Origin of the sequence: Rhodococcus sp. PvR044, assembly GCF_040548995.1 — a bacterium.
Lineage (GTDB): Bacteria > Actinomycetota > Actinomycetes > Mycobacteriales > Mycobacteriaceae > Rhodococcus_G > Rhodococcus_G oryzae.
The window spans coordinates 1325110-1342783 of sequence record NZ_JBEPSX010000001.1; the positions used below are offsets into that span (position 1 = coordinate 1325110).

Here is a 17674-nt window from a genome sequence, read left to right on the forward strand (position 1 = left end):
CAGGGGAGCCCATGGCCGTGCAGACCGCCACCGCGGAGGACCTCGTCGAGGAGGTCTTTCTCTTCGGGAGGGCGTTGCGCAATATTCTCGGCGGCGCCGACACGAGCGGACTTCCGCCTGCACTTCTCGGGGTGCTGCACGTGCTGGCCACCGTCGGCCAGTGCAGACAGATGGAGCTCGCCTCCAACCTGTGTGTCAGTCAGTCGTCGCTCAGTCGACAGATCGCGGATCTGGTGGATGCCGGGTTCGTCGAGCGGCACGCCGATCCGGAAGACGGGCGGGTCTCGCTCGTGCGGCTGTCGGAGTCCGGGACAGAGCTGCTGAGGGCGAACAGAGAACGCCGGGCCGAACGCCTACGCACCCTGTTGGGCGAATGGAGCGAGGAAGAGGCCCACGAGGCCGTGACATCGCTCCGTCGACTCAAGCACACCTTCATGACCCCGCCGGTACGGAGAGCCGTGTCCGACGCCGTTTCTCAGAACCAGGGGAGAACACACCTATGACCGAAACCGAAAACAAGCCAAGCCACGCCGCCCCGCCGGGCGATGAGGTGCTGATGACTCACCGCGAGATCCTCGAGGTCCTCGCGGGGCTGCTCGCGGCGCTGTTCACCGCGCTGCTCAGCTCGACGATCGTCTCGACGGCCCTGCCCACGATCATCGGTGATCTCAACGGCAGCCAGACCCAGTTCGCCTGGGTCATCACCACGGCGCTGCTGGCCACCGCGGCGTCGACGCCGATCTGGGGCAAGCTCTCCGATCTCTACAACAAGAAGGTCCTGGTCCAGTCGGCGATCGTGATCTTCGTGGTCGGCTCGATCATCGCCGGCTTCGCTCCGAACGTGCCGGTCCTGTTGGGTGCCCGCGTGATCCAGGGCATCGGCATGGGCGGTCTGACCGCGCTCGTCGTCGCCATCATCGGCAGCATCATCCCGCCGCGCGATCGCGGCCGGTACTCCGGATACATGGGTGGGGTCATGGCGGTGTCGATGGCAGGCGGCCCAGTCCTCGGCGGCGTGATCGCCGACGGGCTCGGCTGGCGCTGGTGCTTCTTCGTCTGCGTCCCGCTCGCCGTGATCGCGCTCGTCCTGCTGCAGAAGACGCTGCACATCGAGACCGACCGCAAGGAGGGCGTCACCATCGACTGGCTCGGCGCGACCCTGCTGACGGCGGGCGTCTCGGTGCTGCTGATCTGGGTGTCCTTCGCGGGCAAGGCCACCTACTACGACTGGATCTCCGCCGAGTCGGCGGCGCTGGTGGGCGTCGGTGTCCTGCTGCTGATCGCCACCGTTTTCGTCGAGAGCAAGGCAACCTCGCCGATCATCCCGCTCAAGATCGTCACCGAGCGGACCACCGCACTCGCCATCATCTCCTCGGTCGCGGTCGGTGTCGGACTCTTCGGTGCCACCACGTTCCTCGGCCAGTACTTCCAGACCGCGCGCGGGCACACCCCGACCGAGGCCGGCCTGCTAACCATCCCGATGGTGTTCGGCATGCTGGTGGGCACCGTCGGCTCGGGCCAGCTGATCACCAAGTTCGGCAAGTGGAAGGGCTTCGTCGTCGCGGGCTCCATCCTGCAGCTCATCGGCTTCCTGCTGCTGAGCACGATCGACCACGAGACGCACATGTGGCTGATCGGGCTGATGATCGCCCTGCTCGGCCTCGGTACCGGCATGCTGATGCAGAACGTCGTCCTGGCGGTGCAGAACACGGTGAGCGTCCACAACATCGGTGCCGCCAGCAGTGTGGTCGCCTTCTTCCGGACCTTCGGCGGCGCGATCGGTGTCTCGGTGCTCGGCTCGGTGCTGGCCACCCGGGTCACCGACCTCACCGCGGAGGGATTCGCGAAGCTCGGCATCGACTCGCACACGCCCGGTGGCGGTGGCAACCTGAACCTGAAGGCGCTGCCCGCTCCCGTGCAGGACGTGATCCGGATGGCCTACGGCGACGCGACCGGTCGGATCTTCCTCATCGCGGCGGCCGTTGCGGTGGTCACCGTCATCGCGGTGATCTTCCTGCCGAACAAGCCGCTCCGCACCACGATCGACCTCAAGCCGTCCGTCGCGGACGTGGAGTACGAGAAGGTCTAGTCGGCCCGTCCGGGACACGACACAGTCCGGGACACGACACAACAGTGCGGCCCACCCGATCGGGTGGGCCGCACTGTTGCGTCGTGGCTCAGATGGCGGCCGGCTCAGGCCGCCCGGAACACGTCGGCATTGATGTATGCCGCCACCAGATCGTGGTACTCGCGTCGCGGGCGGTTGTCCGCGGGCAGGACGCCGGCCAGCGGAGCCTGCGAGCGGAACTGGTCGAGGTTGAAGGCCTGCCCGCCGTTGGTCCGGCGGCCGATGACGACCACGCCCATGAGCGCGATCAATACCGAGGAAAGAACGAGGTAGGGGATCACGTCACCAGTGTCGCCGACCGACCCGCACCTTCCCAAACTCTGGGAACGAGATCTTCGGCACAGGTGATGCAGGTCACGGGCACTTTCGGGGGTTCAGATCAGGGTCCAGCGCACCCGCACCGTCGCCGACAGCTCGGTCTCGCCGCGTTCGATCGGCATGGCATCGGCGGACGCCTTCATCGCCCGCACCATCGGCCTCGGCATCGGCGGAGAATCGACGTCCTCGGAGACCTCGACGACCGTGCCGAGCTCGCGCCCCGACAGGCCCGCGTACTGTTTCGCCTTCGCGAGGGCGTCGGCGAAGGCCGCGTCCCTGGCCTGACCCAGCAGCCCGGCCTGGTCGGCGATCCCCAGCTCGAGACCGCCGAGCCGGACGTCGTCCCCGCCCGCGCCGACGCAGTCGGCGATGACCCGACCGGGGTCCGACAGATCGCGCAGCGTCACCGACAGCGCGGTACTGGCGATGTAGCCGACCACCTGCTGGCCCTGGTTCTCCTGCCACACGGTGTCCGCGTGCACGGACAGTCCCGTGGTGGAGACGTCGGTGGGGGACACCCCGGCCGCGCGGAGCGCCTCGGACACCGCCCGAGCCGCGTGCCCAGCCTGGTCGAACGCACTGGTCACCTCGGGCCTGCGCGCCTCCACGGACACCGTGATCCGCATGATATCGGGGGAGGCGGCCGCCGAGCCGTGGCCGAGGACGGTGACGGACGATGTCATCTGCGCGGTCACGACTTCCGGTTGTACAGGCGCATCGTGATGGGCCCGAAGATCAGGATGAAACCGGCACACCAGCCGAGCACGATGGCCAGATCGCCGAGCTCGACGGTGCCCGCCATCAATCCGCGGATCGCGGTCACCAACTTGCTGATCGGATTGACGTTCACGAAGGCCTGCAGCCAGCTCGGCATGGTGGACGGGTCGACGAAGATGTTGCTCGCGAACGTGAGCGGGAACAGGATGAACATCGACACGCCCATCACCGCCTGCTCGGTGCGCATCAGCATCGCGAACATCGTCCAGACCCACGACATGCTGAACGAGAACAGCAGCAGCAGCGCGATGGAGGCCACCACGCCGACGAACCCGCCCTGCGGCCGGAACCCGATGATCAGTCCGAGGACCATCACGATCACCGAGGCGATCGTGTAGCGGACCACATCGCCGAAGAGGGCACCGACCAGCGGCGCAGGCCGCCAGATCGGCAGGGACCGGAAGCGGTCGAAGACGCCCTTCTCGATGTCCTTGTTCAGTGTCAATCCGGTGTACATGGTGATCATGACGACCGTCTGGACCAGGATGCCCGGGATCAGGAACTGCACGTAGGCCTCGGTGGACCCGGCGAGTGCACCGCCGAACAGGTACGTGAACATCAGCGTGAACATGATCGGGAACATCGTCACGTCGAACAACTGCTCGGGCACGTGCTTGATCTTCAGCAGGGCCCGCCACCCGAAGGACAGCGACGTCGACAGCGCGTTCGGCCGTGCCGGCCGCGGCCCCGAGAGCTGCAGCACGTCGCTCACCGCCGGCGCAACCGACGGGGATTGCACGGAGGTCGATGTCATGATGTCGTCTCCTTCACGAATTCCTGGTCGTCTTCTGATTCGGCCGGCCGGCCGGTGAGCGCGAGGAACACCTCGTCGAGGCTGGGCTGTCCGAGCGCGAAGGTGGTCACCGAGATGCCCGCGTCGTCGAGTGCGGGCAGCGCGCGGGCGACCCGCTGCGGGTCCTCGATCCGCGCGGTCAGCGCCGCCGGATCGGATTCCCGCGTGATCTCGACGCCGAGGACGTCGCCGAGCAGGACGGCCGCGGCGTCCCGTTTCGTCTGATCCGCGACGCGCACGTGCAGGGCGCCGGACCCGACCGAGGCCTTGAGTTCGCCGGTGGTGCCCTCCGCGATCACCTTGCCGTGGTCGATCACCGCGACCCGGTCCGCGAGCTGATCGGCCTCGTCGAGGTACTGGGTGGTGAGCAGCACGGTGGTACCGCCCGCGACCAGGGCCCGGACGATCTCCCAGACCTGGTTGCGACTGCGCGGATCGAGTCCGGTGGTCGGTTCGTCGAGGAAGATCAGCTCCGGTGTGACGATGATGCTGGCCGCGATGTCCAGGCGCCTGCGCATCCCGCCGGAGAACGTCTTCACCTGGCGCGGTCCAGCCTCGACGAGGTCGAAGGCCGTCAGCAACTGTTCGGACCTGGCCTTGGCGGCGGACCTCGAGAAGCCGAACAACCGGGCCAGCAGCACCAGGTTCTCGGTTCCGGACAGGTCCTCGTCAAGCGAGGCGAACTGGCCGGTCAGTGCGACCTTGCTGCGGACGGTGTCCGCTTCCTTGGCGACGTCGTGGCCGAGCACCCTGGCGCTGCCGCCGTCGATCTCGAGCAGAGTCGCGAGCATCCGGATCGTGGTGGTCTTGCCGGCTCCATTGGGGCCGAGGACGCCGTACACGCCGCCGGAGGGGACCGCGAGATCGACACCGTCCACCGCGACGTTGGATCCGAAACGCTTGACCAGTCCGTTGGTTTCGATCGCGAGTCCTGCGTTCAAGGTCATCTGAGTACCTTCTCCGATCCTGCGGTCGACGGCAACGTGGTTTCGAGCGTAGGTGCCGGGTCGGACAATTCGGGCGGGATCGACTCGGGACGGGCGGCTCAGCCCAGGCGGCCGCGTGGCGTCAGTGACCGGATCACGGCGTCCATCTGGGCATATGCACCCGCCGCCAACTCCTCGAGAAGCGCCACCTTGAGGCCGGGCGCCTCGGCGCTGAGGTGGGCGAACCGGTCCGGCGGCAACACCGCCAGCCGAACATCGGTGTCGGCGTGCACGTCGCCGAGGAACCGTTCCCCGATCAGCAACGGCATCTCGCCGAACGTCATCCCCGGCGCGAGCGTGGTGATCCGGTGGGGGACCCCATCGGCGCCCTGCAGGGTGTTGCTCACCCGTCCGGCGAGGATCAGGAAGAGGCCCGCGGCCGGATCGCCACGGTGCACGATCACCTCACCCTGGGCAACGGTCCGGATCTCCAGCTCACCCGCGAATCTGTCGAACTGCTCGGCGCTGAGCGCCGACAACAGGGGGTGCTCGGCGACCGTGATCGACTCCGGCAGCCTGGCACCCGCGCAGTGCCGATCCAGGAGGGTGTCCTCGCACCACTCGAGGGCCGCGTCGAGATCGACGAAGACCCGGGCACCCGCGGTGGGAACCAGCCCTGAGGTGGTGTGCCCGAGCCGGCCGGCGGGGTCGACCAGCGCGAGCTGGCACCCCCGGACGCCCAGGTCGTCGTACAGGTCCGACAGCATCCGGCCCGCGACCCCGCTGACGTCGTCCACCCGCCGGACGTCCACGGCGACCGCCTCGAGTTCGTCGCTCTGCGCGGTGATCTCGCGAACCGCGGTCTCCGTGCCGGCGAACAGCAGGTCGCCGTGCAACTCGTAGATCCGTGCGCGCTGCCCGAACTTCTCGAGCGAGTCGCGTTCGGCGGGCCCGCGTCGTTGCCTCGACGGTGCCTCCGCGACCGAGTAGCTGGACCTGACCGCGGACCGAGCCGCGCGCGTCACGTGCAGGAAGTGCAACTCGAGCTCCTTCGAGAGCTCCCGGCAGGCCTGGACCCCGCGGACGCTGTTGCCGTGGGCGTCGAGGCGTGGCGAGTACACCGCGATCCCGATCTGACCGGGCAGCACCGCGAGCACCCCGCCGCCGACGCCGCTCTTGGCGGGCAGACCCACCTGCGTCACCCAGTCGCCCGCGGCGTCGTACATCCCGCAGGTGGTCATCACGCTGAGCACCCGTTCGACGTGATCAGGGGACAGGGCCCGCTCGTGGGTGACCGGGTTGACCCCATTGTTGGCCAGCGTCGCGGCCACCAGTGCGAGGTCGCGGCAGGTGACGTCGATCGAGCACTGTCTGAAGTACAGGTCGACGGACAAGTCGGGGTCGGCCGTGATGATGCCGAACGAGCGCAGCATGTGGCCGATCGCGCGGTTGCGGTGACCGGTTCGTGCCTCCGACCGGTAGACGGCCTCGTTGAGCGCGAGTTCGCGGCCGGCGTAGCGGGAGTAGCACTGGCGCAGCCGCTCGAATCGATGCTCGGGATCGTCCCCGTCGATCAGCGAGGCGGCCGCGATCGCGCCCGCGTTGATCATCGGGTTGCGGGGCCGCTCGGTGACGGGGTCGAGGCTGATCTCGTTGAACGGCTCACCGGACGGTTCGACATCGATCTTCTCGGCGACGGCGCTCAGGCCGCGATCGGCCAGCGCCAGACCGTAGGTCAGGGGTTTCGAGATGGATTGAATGGTGAACTCGGTGTGCGCGTCGCCCGACTCGTAGACGTATCCGTCGGAGGTGGCGATACACAGGGAGAACGAGTCGGGCGCGACGGCGGCGAGTTCCGGGATGTAGTCGGCGAGATCTCCGGTGCGGTTCTCCCGGCACCGTGCGAACACTTCCCCGATGAGGCCGTCCACGACGTTGCGCATGGGGCTCAGCTTAGGTCCACCGCGGTGACCTCGGTCACCGAAGTTCGGCATAATGGGCAGGCAACGCCGCCGCGCCGCGCGGGTGGACGGGACGTCGGGTAGTTGTCGGATGCGGACTCCGTAGACTGGGTCGGTCGGCACGGTGTCGACGCCGTGTTCACGCAGTTTTTGCTGCGTCTCTGGAGGGAGCGATCTCGTTGGGTGTCCTTTCTCGAATCCAGGCGCCCACCGATCTGCGCGCGCTGAGCCCCGCCGAGATGCGGGAGCTCGCCACGGAGATCCGTGAATTCCTCGTGCACAAGGTCTCCGCCACCGGCGGCCACCTCGGGCCGAACCTGGGCGTTGTCGAGCTCACTTTGGCGCTGCACCGCGTCTTCGACTCGCCGTCCGACCCGATCATCTTCGACACCGGCCATCAGGCCTACGTGCACAAGATGGTCACCGGCCGGATGGACCAGTTCGACTCACTGCGTAAGCAGGGTGGGCTGTCCGGCTACCCGTGCCGCGCCGAGAGCGAACACGACTGGGTCGAGTCCTCCCATGCCTCCGCCGCGTTGTCCTACGCGGACGGTCTGGCGAAGGCTTTCGAGCTGACCGGGCAGGACCGGCACGTGGTCGCCGTGGTCGGCGACGGCGCGCTGACCGGCGGAATGTGTTGGGAGGCACTCAACAACATCGCGGCGGGCCGCAATCGCTCGGTCGTCATCGTCGTCAACGACAACGGCCGCTCCTATGCCCCGACCATCGGTGGGCTCGCCGATCACCTCGCGGCGCTGCGGCTGCAGCCCGGCTACGAGAAGGTCCTCGACAACAGCCGACGCATGGTCAAGAAGATGCCGTGGGTGGGGCGCGCCGCGTACCAACTCCTGCACGGCATGAAGGCCGGGATCAAGGACATGGTGAGCCCGCAGGTCATGTTCACCGACCTCGGCATCAAGTACCTGGGTCCGGTCGACGGCCACGACGAGGCCGCCCTCGAGTCGGCGATGCGACGGGCGAAGTCCTTCGGTGGACCGGTGATCGTGCACGCCGTGACGCGCAAGGGCATGGGTTACGCCCACGCGGAGAACCACGTCGCCGATCAGATGCATTCGACCGGTGTCATCGATCCGCTCACCGGGCGGTCGAGTTCCGAGCCCGCCGCGGACTGGACCTCGGTGTTCTCCGAGGAGCTCGTCGCCCAGGCCGAGCGCCGCCAGGACATCGTCGCGATCACCGCGGCCATGCCGGGGCCGACCGGCCTCGCGGCCTTCGGCGAGCGGTTCCCCGACCGGATGTTCGACGTCGGTATCGCCGAACAGCACGCGCTCACCTCCGCTGCGGGCCTCGCCCTCGGCGGGCTGCACCCGGTGGTCGCGGTGTACTCGACCTTCCTCAACCGCGCGTTCGACCAGTTGCTGATGGATGTGGCGCTGCTCGACCAGCCCGTGACGATCGTGCTCGACCGGGCGGGGATCACCGGTCCGGACGGCGCCAGTCACAACGGCATGTGGGACTTCTCGCTGCTCGGGATCGTGCCGGGCATCCGCGTCGCCGCGCCGAGGGATGCGGCCTCGTTGCGAGAGGAGCTCGCGGAGGCGCTCGCGGTCAACGACGGCCCGACAGCCCTGCGATTCCCGAAGGGTGCTGTTGCCGAGGACATCCCGGCGATCGAGCGGATCGGCGGCACGGTGGACGTGCTGCGCATGCCGGAGGCGGGCACAGGAGATGTACTGATCGTCGCCGTCGGCCCCTTCGCCGAGGTGGCGCTTGAGACGGCCGTCCGGCTCGAGCAGCAGGGCATCAGTGCCGCGGTCGTCGACCCGCGCTGGGTGCTGCCGGTACCCGAGGCGCTGGTCTCTCTCGCCGAGGGCTTCCGCATGGTCGTCACGGTCGAGGACAGCGGAGTGCACGGCGGCATCGGTTCCAGTGTCTCGGCGGCCCTGCGCGCCGCAGGGGTGGACACACCCTCGAGGGATGTCGGTGTGCCGCAACGATTCCTGGACCACGCCTCGCGGGATCAGATCCTCAAGGAACTCGGTCTCACCGCACAGGATCTGGCCCGCCAGATTACCGGCTGGGTCGTCGGTGTGCGTCCGGGCGCGCCCGAAAAGTCTGAATTGGAAGTGCGTAACCCGCGAATCAGTTAGATTGGTGCAAATCGCTAACCAATTGGGGGAACTTTCGCATGGGTACCGCTCTGTCTCGTCCGCGTTCTGACGGCGAGAGGGTCCGGATGAGCACACTGGGAGTCGTTTTGGCGAGAGGGGAGCGGGCCGGTACGTCGGGTTCGATCGCCACGACGGATCCTGCTCTGCTGAGCGCGGTCGAGGCGGCGAGCCTGTTGCAGTCCCGCGAGCTGCATCCCCGAGAGTTGTTGGACGCGTACCTGTCTCGCAGCGCGGACCTGGACGGCGAGGTGTCGGCCTGGGTTCGGATCTACCCGGAGCTGGCGTATGAGCAGGCGGACCGGGCTGCCCAGCGTCTCTCCGTCGCCGAGGTCGCGCGCAACGGCGCGGCGCCCCTGGTGTGCGGCCTGCCCATCGCGCTGAAGGATCTGTTCGCGGTGGAGGGTCTGCCGCTGACGGCGTCGAGCCGGGTGCTCGAGGGCAACATCGCCGCGGGCACCGCCACCGTGGTTCAGCGCCTGAGCGAGGCGGGCATGGTCCTGATGGGGCACGCGCACACCCACGAGTTCGCGATCGGATCGTGTACCCCGCAGGTCGGAAACCCATGGGACACAACGGCGTCCGTCGGCGGTTCCTCGGGCGGCAGTGCTGCCGTGGTGGCCGCGCGGTTCGCGCCGCTCGCCACCGGCACGGATACCGGGGGGTCCATTCGCCTGCCCGCGTCAGTGTGCGGGGTGAGCGCCATCAAGCCCACCTATGGTCTGTGCAGCAGCTACGGCGTGATCCCCGGGATCTGGAGCCGCGATCACGTCGGTTCGATCGGCCACAGCATCGCCGATGCGGCACTGCTGCTCGGCTTCATGGCGGGATTCGACCCGCAGGACCCTGTGACCGCGACCGCGCCCACCCTGCCCGAGGGCGGATACTCTCTGGTCGCGCGCGGCGGGCGGAATCCTCTGGCGGGTAAGCGGTTCGGTCTTCCCAACGGAGTCGGCGAGGCATTGCCGGGCGCACTCGCCGCGGTCTTCGAGGGATTCATCGGACTCGTGCGCGAGCTCGGTGGGGAGATCGTGGGTGTCGAGATGCCCCCGCTGCCGGAGGGAATGCTCCCGGGGGACTACATCGAGGCCGGCGCCTACCACCGCCAGTTCTCCGACCGAACAGCCGATTACGAGCCGATGTCGGCGGCGATGATGGGCGGCGCCATCGCGATGTTGGCCGCACCGGTCTCCGAGTACTGGGACTTCCAGCGCTCACGGGCCGAGTATCAGCGTGCGTACAACCGGATGCTCGCGGAGAACCGGCTCGACTGTGTGCTGCTTCCCGGCACCAAGCTGGACGGTGTGAAGCGTCCGGAGAACGTGGTCGGCGATGTCGAGTGGGCGAATTACAGTGGCGCGCCTGCACTCTGCATTCCGGCGGGCCGATCGGCTGAGACGGGCATCCCGTTCGGCGTTCAGCTCGGCGGGCGGCCGTGGGACGAGGCCGGGCTGATCGCGATGGCCCTCGAACTCCAGGAGGCGCAACCGATCTGGCGGGAGATGGCGACGCTGTCCGGTGCCCCCCGTCAGATCCCGGCGGTCTCGGTCGGCACACCGGGGGAGGGTCCCGACCCGACCAACACCGACGCCGCCCCGGCCGCGTTCCGGATCGTCGCCACGACGGCCACCGACCGGATCTGACGTTCGGCGCCGGTGGTTAGCCGGCCGCCTCCAGGGTGCGTCCCCGGGTCTCCTTGACGAAACGCAGCACGACGAAGAACGAGATCGCGGACATCGCGGCGTACCCGCCGTAGGTGAGCGAGAGGTTCCAGTCCGCGAGCGTCGGGAAGGTCGAGGAGACCAGGAAGTTGGCGACCCAGTTGGCGGCCGTGGCGACGCCGACCGCGGCGGCGCGGACCCGGTTCGGGAAGAGTTCGCTGATCAGGACCCAGACCACGGGGCCCCAGGAGAAGGCGAAGAAGAACACGAACGCGTTGGCAGCCAGGAGCGCGATCATGCCGTTGGTGTCGCTGAGGGTCGCAACCGAGTCGCCGTCCGCGTCGGTGGTGATGGTGGCGGTGTGGAAACACACCGCCGTGATGGCCAGTGAGATGGCCATCCCCACTGAGCCGATCAGCAGCAGCGGTTTGCGACCGATCCGGTCGATGACCGCGATCGCGACGAAGGTGCCGAGAATGTTGACGCCTGCGCTGACGACGCTGATGAACAGTGACCTGTCCTCGCCGTATCCGACCGCCTGCCACAGGGTGCTGGAGTAGTAGAAGATCACGTTGATCCCGACGAACTGCTGGAGCGCGGCGAGGGCGATGCCGACCCAGACCAGGGGCGCCACCCCGAGCCGCTTCGAGAACAGTTCGCGGACAGTGGTCTTGGTCCGGTGCTCGCTCAGCGAATCGCGGATCTCGTTCATCCGGACGGTGACCGCATCGTGGTCGCCGCCCTCCAGCCTGGAGATGATCTTGCGGGCATCCTCGTCACGCGATCGGGCGACCAGGAACCGCGGGGACTCGGGGATGGTGAAGGTCATGATCAGGTAGAGCACGGCAGGAACCGCCTCGAGCGCGAGCATCCACTGCCAGGCCTCGACTCCCGCCAGCTTGCCCCTCGCCCCGCCCGCAGACTCGGACAACGCGTAGTTGATGAGCTGGGAGATGGCGATGCCGAGGACGATGGCGAGCTGGTACATGGAACCGAGGCGGCCCCGGATGGCGGCGGGGGAGATCTCGGCGATGTAGGCGGGCGCGATCACGGACGCGAAGCCGACCGCCACGCCGCCGAGCACGCGCCAGGCGGTGAGGTCGTAGACGCTGAACGGGAAGGCCGACCCGAGGGCGCCGACGATGAAAAGCACCGCGGCCACCTGCATCACCCGGATGCGGCCGAGGCGGTCGGCGAACTCGCCTGCGATCCATGCGCCGAGTGCGGCCCCGAGCAGTGTGAGGGAGACGGTGAGTCCCGTTCCGGCGGCGCCGATGTCGTACTTGTCACGGATGGCGCCCACCGCGCCGTTGATGACCGCGGTGTCGTAGCCGAAGAGGAAGCCGCCGAGTGCGGCTGCTCCCGCGAACATCACGGCGTGGGCGACGTCCGCCTTCGCCGCGCCCGACCCGGTGCCGCCGAAGGCGGTGTCGCTCTGTGCCATCTCTGACCCCTAGCGCGTCCCGCGGTCGACGCCCCATTGCGTCGTGCAACACCCGAGACAGTGTGGACGCTACGCCGATGCGGGTGCGATGTTGGCGATAAACGCCGGGAGTTGGTGGGGTCAGCAGGCGAGCAGTAGCTGACTTCGGTTGTGGGCGGGGATGGGATTTCGTTGGTGGTCGATCCAGGTCGGCGGGGTGAACCTGGGGGTCCCCCCTGGATGGAGTACTTGGGGGAGGGTGGTGGTCGTTGCCGATGTGGACCTGCCAGTCGCCTTTGTGGATGAGGGTGTGGTGGAACCTGCAGAGCAGTGTTCGTAAGTTTCGTTTCGCCGCAGTCCGACCAGTGGTGGATATGGTGGCCGTCGGTCCAGGCGGCGGGGCGGCCGCATCCGGGGAAGGCGCATCCGCAGTCACGGGCGTCGAGGGCGCGGCGGAGTCGGCGGGGGATGGTGCGGGTGGTGTGGCCCACGTCGAGTGGGTTGCCGTCGTCGTCCATGACGATCGGGGTGATGGAGGCGTCGCAGGAGGCGGTGACGGCGAGGCGTAGGCCGATCGGTCCGAGCCAGGGCATCCAGGCGGGGCGGCGGCGGATGAAGGATGACCCGGGGCGACCTGAGTCGCGGGGTTCTGGGCCAGTGCCGCGGGTGGCGTTGGCGAGATCGCCGAGGCCGACGAAGACGGTCATGTGGGGTCTCTCGCCGCCTTCGCCTGGGGCGGCGCCGGTGTCGAGGTAATAGCGGATGATGTCCGCGAAGGCGTCGGCGCGCCGTTGGGGTGCGGATCAGGAGTCGGGTTCGCGCTGACCGTTAGTGGTGGTGCGTCCGGGTTGCGGTTTGGACAGTGCGGACAGGGCGGTCATGAGTTGTTCGCCGGTGGCCTTGTCGAAGTGTCCCTTGACGCGGAGCCGGCCACCGGCGGCACGGGAGGCGAAGAACTCGTTGAGTCTCTCGTTCTCGTCGTCGGGCGGTGTCGTGTCGTCCGGGTTGGAGCATCGAGACCAGCGCGGCGACCCGCCTGCGGGTGTCTTCGGCGTTCTCCCTGGCGCCGTTGGTGACGAGGTACTTGGTGCATTGGCCGGCGCATTCGGCGGCGGGGTCGTCGAAGTCTCCGCCGTTCGCGGAGTTCTTGATGTCGGAGGTGTAGTCGGGGACCTTGAGGACGAGTCCGATGATCGATCGGGCGTGCTCGCTGTCGATGGGGGGCTGGTGTGCGGGCGTCAACGAACAAGTCGGCGACGGTTGGCGACGGATGCGAACCATGCGAGGGCGCCGACGACGGGGAGCGCCACAATGAGCGCGGACCACCAGAACTTCTCTCCCCAACGGTCATGGTCGGGCCTGAGAACGGGTACGAGCGCCGTGATCGTCAAGATCGCCCATACGGCCACCATTGTCGTCCAAGCGATATCGAATCCGATCGGCACCATTGGCTCGGTGTCCATCGCGAAGTCCCCCCCTGGTCGACCGAATGAGATTCACGATCTCGCGCAGTGGGGGTGTGGTCAAATGCCCGTGGCCTGGCTTCACGGGACGTAGAGCGCGGTGGTCGGCCCTACGTAGGATTTCTGGGCGCGAGCGTGGCGAAGGATTGACGAAGGAGCTCCACGGCATCCTTGGTCTCGTCGGGCTCGGCCCAGGCGGTCAGCGCAACGTCGAAGCAGGCCAGCGACGCCTGTACAAGTGTCTGTGCTCGCAGTACTGCGAGATCGCCGGCTAGTCGCTCCTTCGCGAGCGGGGTGAGCAGACCTGCCCACAGCAGGTGCTTCTCGAGGTTGCGGGCGCGTAGGGAGGCCGCGCTCGTCAGAACGCGCATGGTTCGCTTGGTTCGTTGTTCGTCCCTGTTCGGTTGAGTCAGCAGGGCTTCGAAGGAGGCACGCAGAGAATCCCAGACCGGTTCATCGGCCGGCCGCGCGGCGAAGGCGTCGCGGACGAACTCACCCCAGGGGATGAGGTCGCCGATGACTGTGTCTTCCTTGGCCGGGAAGTAGCGGTGGAAGCTGCGGGCCGAAATGCCCACCTCTGCGGCGATCTGCTCGACGGTGACCGCATCGAAACCCTGCTGGGCGAACAGGTCTATCGCGACCTCGGCGATCCGTGCGCGTACGGCCCTGCGCGTGATGTCGCGCAGGCCCGGATTCGATGAGCTTTCCACGATGGAAGCGTACAGTGCCGGAAGTGTCAGAGACTGACAGCTATGACTGGTTGTGACAACAGAAGGGCTTCATCATGGACATCCGCACTCTCGGCAGTCAGGGCCTGGCCGCTGCCGCTCTCGGCTATGGGGCGATGGGTACCGCCACGGGCTATGGCCCCACCGACGACGCCGAGTCGATCGCCGCGATCCGAAAGGCCCATGAGCTCGGCGTGACGATGTTCGACACCGCCGAGATGTACGGCTGGGGCGAAGGCGAGAAACTGCTCGGACAGGCGCTCGCACCGATCCGCGACGACGTGGTCATCGCGACGAAGTTCGGCTTCACCCGCTCCTTCGGTCTCGACTCGCGCCCGGAGCACATCCGGGAGGTGGTCGAGGCCAGCCTGCGCAACCTCCGCGTCGACACGATCGACGTGCTCTACCAGCATCGCCCCGACCCGAACATCCCGATCGAGGACGTGATCGGCACCATGAAAGAGTTCGTCGAGGCAGGCAAGGTCAAATATCTGGGGCTGTCCGAAGCGGACGAGTCCACCATCCGCGCCGCGCACGCGGTACACCCGATCTCGGTGCTGCAGACCGAGTACTCGATCTTCGCGCGCGACGTCGAACCCCTGTTTCCCGTCCTCGAGGAGCTCGGTATCGGATTCGTCGCCTATTCACCGCTGGCTCGGGGCTTCCTCAGCGGCGCGGTGGCCTCCCGCGAGAGATATGACGCCAACGACTTCCGTCAGTACATCCCGTGGTGGGCGCCCGAGAACTTCAATGCCAACATCGCCATCGTCGACGAGTTGACCGCACTTGCCGGAAGCAAGGGCGCCACGCTCGCGCAGCTGTCACTGGCGTGGTTGCTGACCCGCGACGACTACATCGTGCCGATCCCGGGATCCCGCAACCCGCAGCGCGTCGGCCAGAACGTCACCGCGGCCGAACTGGACCTGACTCCCGACGATCTCGCGATCATCGACCAGATCGCCCCCACGGGTGGCGTCGGCGGTCGCATGTAGGTAGCGAGACCTCAGCCGGCGCGCTGCGCGGCCTCCGACAGCTGCGGGACGATCTTGTCGAGCACCCACGGGACGCTGAGCACGTTGACGTTGCTGAGTCCGGCGATGACCTGCTGATCGCTGAGGAGGACGGCCGAGCCGCGCTGAACCGCCCCGAGCGAGGCGATGGCCGGGTTGCCGAGCGGATCTGTCGCGCCGTCGGTGAAGGCCACGATGACGTCCGCATCGATGTCGTGCACGTTCTCCAACGAGATGTCCTGGTAGAACTTGCCGCTCTCGTTGGCCGCGGCGAGCTTCTCCACGCCGGGGGCGTTCACGAAGCCGAGCTCGGTGAGCACCTGGACCCGCGGATCCGTCGGCAGGTAGACGTTGGCCTCACCCGCGCCGGTGTCGAAATTCACCACCGCGAGGGTCTTTCCCGCGAACTCGGGGTGCTGGGATCCGGTGTCGGCCAGGGTCTTCCCCAGCCCGTCGATCAGGCCCTGCGCTTCGTCTGGCTTGCCGACCGCCTCACCGATGATGCTGGTCTGGTCCTGCCACGTCGTCTGCCAGGCCTTGCCCGGATACGCGACGGTGGGGGCGAGCCGGCTGAGCTTGTCGTAGTAGGCCTGGTCGAATCCCTCGTACGGCGCCAGGATCGCGTCGGGGGCCAGGGCGGCCAGTGTCTCGATGGACGGCTCGCCTGCCTGCGGGTCGTCGAACAGCGTGGTCTTGTCCGCGTCGTAGTACTTCTCGGCCCACGGCATCACGCCGTTCGGGTTGGCCCCGTACACGTACTTCGGCTGGCCCACGGGCGTGAGGCCTAGCGCGTAGAGCACATCCTGGGCGTTCCAGCCCATGGTGACGAGTCGGTCCGGCCTCGCCTCGAGGGTGGTGGTACCGAAGGTGTTCTCGATTCTCACCGGGTAGGTGCCGTCGCCGGCAACGGCGTCGCCGGAGTCTGCGGTGTCGGAGGCGCAGCCGACCAGGGTGGTGGCGGCGAGGGCGGCGATGCCGAGACGAAAGAGTGAACGCATAAAGGGGAGCCTAACCTAACTCTATTGGCTCCGGAAACCGGTCCGCGCCCCGGGCGAGGTGCCTGGGGCGCGGATCCGAGAGGTGAACCCTATGGACGACTCAACCGATGTTGGCCGACAGGTCGGGAATCATGCGGTAGACCTGGTCCTCCCAGTTCTTCCAGTTGTGGACTCCCGTGGCGGGGTAGTCGTAGTGGACGTTGCCTGCGCCGATGGTGGCCATCCGGACCTCGAACGCGCGGGTGTTGGCCAGTGCCAACGCCTCCAACGGAACTGCCTGCACGATTCCGAGTGCATCGTTGACGTCTCCGTTGCCGGGGAGCGCGCTGCCGGAGGAGATCCACAGGCGGGTGTTGTTGTCCTTGAGGCGTGGCGCGAACACAAACGGATCCATCCGGAGCCATTGTGGACCCCACGGCGGTGCCATCGCGTCGATGTTGAAGCCGCCGGCGGAGATCATCGCGACGCGCAGGGCTTCACGCATGCCGGGCGCGGAGTTGTTGAGGAAGCCGGAGTACGAGCCTGCAAAGCTGAACTGCTGCGGGAAGTACGCGGCGAGGGTCAGCGCGGCGCTGCCGCCCATGGACAGACCGAACACGCCGTTGCGGGTGGATCTGAACCCTTCCCGCTTGGCCAGCTCGCTCGGCAGCTGTCGGGTCAGGAACGTCTCCCACCTGTAGGTGTTGACCTTTCCGTCGGCGTCGGCCGCGGCATCCGAGCTGCCCATCCCCGACGACCCGCTTGAGCTGCCGGTGGAGGAACCGAGGTCTCCCGGGCCCCAGGTGCTCGGCGCGTTCCAGTCCGCGTAGAAGCTCGACTCTCCACCGACCGGCATCACGACGTTGATGTTCGCGGCGGTCAGCGCGTGGGCGACGTTGGTCTCGATCTCCCAACCATTGAGGTCGTTGCGGGCGCGCATCCCGTCGAGGGCATACACGACACGATTGGTGTTGCCGTCGGCCGCGCGGAAGATCCGTGACTTGATCGGCCCCATGTCGGAGTTGACCCAGAAGTCGTAACCGAAGTTCGGATCGAACGCCGCGTTCGCGGTGCCAACGGGACCTGCTACCGACACCCCGAGCGGTAGCACGATCGCCATTGACACCAATATCGAGCGTTTGAGCCTCGAGACGGCCCTCCCACCCCTGAGACGTCTGACTCGCATTCTGTTATGGCCTTTCGTCGGTGCGGCCATCCACAGCCGCCGTTCACGGGCACCCTGCACCATAACGCTGTAACGGCGGCGAGACCCAGCGAAACGGGCGCGGGGGGGGGGGGGGCCCCCCCCCCCCCCCCGGGGGGGGGGGGGGGGGCGCCCCCACCCCCCCCCGCCGCCCCCCGCCCCGCCCCGCCTGGCGG

15 protein-coding genes and 1 pseudogene are annotated in these 17674 nt (G+C 67.7%); 5 read left to right on the forward strand and 11 right to left on the reverse strand.

The window, feature by feature from the left end:
* Positions 1–11: 11 nt before the first annotated feature.
* Both ABIC28_RS06070 and ABIC28_RS06075 read left to right on the forward strand, forming a co-directional pair.
* Complete coding sequence (locus tag ABIC28_RS06070; protein WP_097211275.1) at positions 12–503, forward strand: MarR family winged helix-turn-helix transcriptional regulator; 492 nt, start codon at positions 12–14, stop codon at positions 501–503.
* Entirely contained in the window at positions 500–2089 is a 1590-nt protein-coding gene (locus ABIC28_RS06075) for an MDR family MFS transporter (protein ID WP_097211276.1), read from the forward strand. Before ABIC28_RS06070 ends, ABIC28_RS06075 begins: the two co-directional genes overlap by 4 nt.
* 104 nt (positions 2090–2193) lie before the next feature.
* Here the strand turns inward: ABIC28_RS06075 and ABIC28_RS06080 are convergent, their stop codons facing one another.
* From ABIC28_RS06080 to glsA, 5 genes are all read right to left on the reverse strand, one after another.
* Positions 2194–2409 (reverse strand): hypothetical protein, encoded by a 216-nt coding sequence (locus ABIC28_RS06080; RefSeq protein ID WP_143548429.1) that lies wholly within the window; start codon positions 2407–2409, stop codon positions 2194–2196.
* Between the two features lie 93 nt (positions 2410–2502).
* On the reverse strand, positions 2503–3141 hold the full coding sequence (locus ABIC28_RS06085; protein WP_269588092.1) for an SIMPL domain-containing protein: 639 nt from the start codon (positions 3139–3141) through the stop codon (positions 2503–2505).
* The gene (locus ABIC28_RS06090) at positions 3138–3977 is read right to left on the reverse strand and encodes an ABC transporter permease (protein ID WP_097211277.1); all 840 of its coding nucleotides are present in this window, start codon (positions 3975–3977) and stop codon (positions 3138–3140) included. The genes ABIC28_RS06085 and ABIC28_RS06090 overlap by 4 nt, the downstream gene beginning before the upstream one ends.
* The gene (locus ABIC28_RS06095; RefSeq protein WP_097211278.1) at positions 3974–4963 is read right to left on the reverse strand and encodes an ATP-binding cassette domain-containing protein; all 990 of its coding nucleotides are present in this window, start codon (positions 4961–4963) and stop codon (positions 3974–3976) included. The genes ABIC28_RS06090 and ABIC28_RS06095 overlap by 4 nt, the downstream gene beginning before the upstream one ends.
* Before the next feature lie 98 nt (positions 4964–5061).
* Positions 5062–6885, reverse strand: a complete 1824-nt coding sequence (glsA, locus tag ABIC28_RS06100) for a glutaminase A (RefSeq protein WP_097211279.1) — start codon at positions 6883–6885, stop codon at positions 5062–5064.
* A 197-nt stretch (positions 6886–7082) separates the two neighbouring features.
* On the opposite strand from glsA, the gene dxs reads away from it, so the two are divergent.
* Positions 7083–9014 carry a 1-deoxy-D-xylulose-5-phosphate synthase gene (gene dxs, locus ABIC28_RS06105; protein WP_097211280.1) on the forward strand — a complete coding sequence of 644 codons (1932 nt, stop codon included), beginning with the start codon at positions 7083–7085 and terminating at the stop codon, positions 9012–9014.
* 38 nt (positions 9015–9052) lie between these two features.
* Complete coding sequence (locus ABIC28_RS06110) at positions 9053–10675, forward strand: amidase (protein ID WP_097211281.1); 1623 nt, start codon at positions 9053–9055, stop codon at positions 10673–10675.
* A 16-nt stretch (positions 10676–10691) separates the two neighbouring features.
* Here the strand turns inward: ABIC28_RS06110 and ABIC28_RS06115 are convergent, their stop codons facing one another.
* From ABIC28_RS06115 to ABIC28_RS06130, 4 genes and pseudogenes are all read right to left on the reverse strand, one after another.
* Positions 10692–12137, reverse strand: coding sequence for a sugar porter family MFS transporter (locus ABIC28_RS06115; protein WP_097211282.1), 1446 nt, complete (start codon positions 12135–12137; stop codon positions 10692–10694).
* A pseudogene (locus ABIC28_RS06120) lies at positions 12065–12907 on the reverse strand (HNH endonuclease signature motif containing protein); the annotation flags it as partial. The gene ABIC28_RS06115 and the pseudogene ABIC28_RS06120, both read right to left, overlap by 73 nt.
* Positions 12908–13354: 447 nt before the next feature.
* Positions 13355–13579: a PLDc N-terminal domain-containing protein gene (locus ABIC28_RS06125; RefSeq protein WP_269588090.1), complete on the reverse strand. Its 225-nt coding sequence runs from the start codon at positions 13577–13579 to the stop codon at positions 13355–13357.
* A gap of 110 nt (positions 13580–13689) precedes the next feature.
* Entirely contained in the window at positions 13690–14289 is a 600-nt protein-coding gene (locus ABIC28_RS06130) for a TetR family transcriptional regulator (RefSeq protein ID WP_354577922.1), read from the reverse strand.
* Positions 14290–14363: 74 nt separating this feature from the next.
* Between ABIC28_RS06130 and ABIC28_RS06135 the strand changes: the two genes are divergently transcribed.
* Entirely contained in the window at positions 14364–15299 is a 936-nt protein-coding gene (locus ABIC28_RS06135; RefSeq protein ID WP_354577924.1) for an aldo/keto reductase, read from the forward strand.
* Positions 15300–15310: 11 nt separating this feature from the next.
* Here ABIC28_RS06135 and ABIC28_RS06140 read toward each other — a convergent pair whose 3' ends face one another.
* Together ABIC28_RS06140 and ABIC28_RS06145 are read right to left on the reverse strand one after the other, a co-directional pair.
* Positions 15311–16315 (reverse strand): iron-siderophore ABC transporter substrate-binding protein, encoded by a 1005-nt coding sequence (locus ABIC28_RS06140; RefSeq protein ID WP_209926179.1) that lies wholly within the window; start codon positions 16313–16315, stop codon positions 15311–15313.
* A gap of 100 nt (positions 16316–16415) precedes the next feature.
* On the reverse strand, positions 16416–17480 hold the full coding sequence (locus tag ABIC28_RS06145) for an alpha/beta hydrolase (protein ID WP_097211290.1): 1065 nt from the start codon (positions 17478–17480) through the stop codon (positions 16416–16418).
* Positions 17481–17674: the final 194 nt, after the last annotated feature.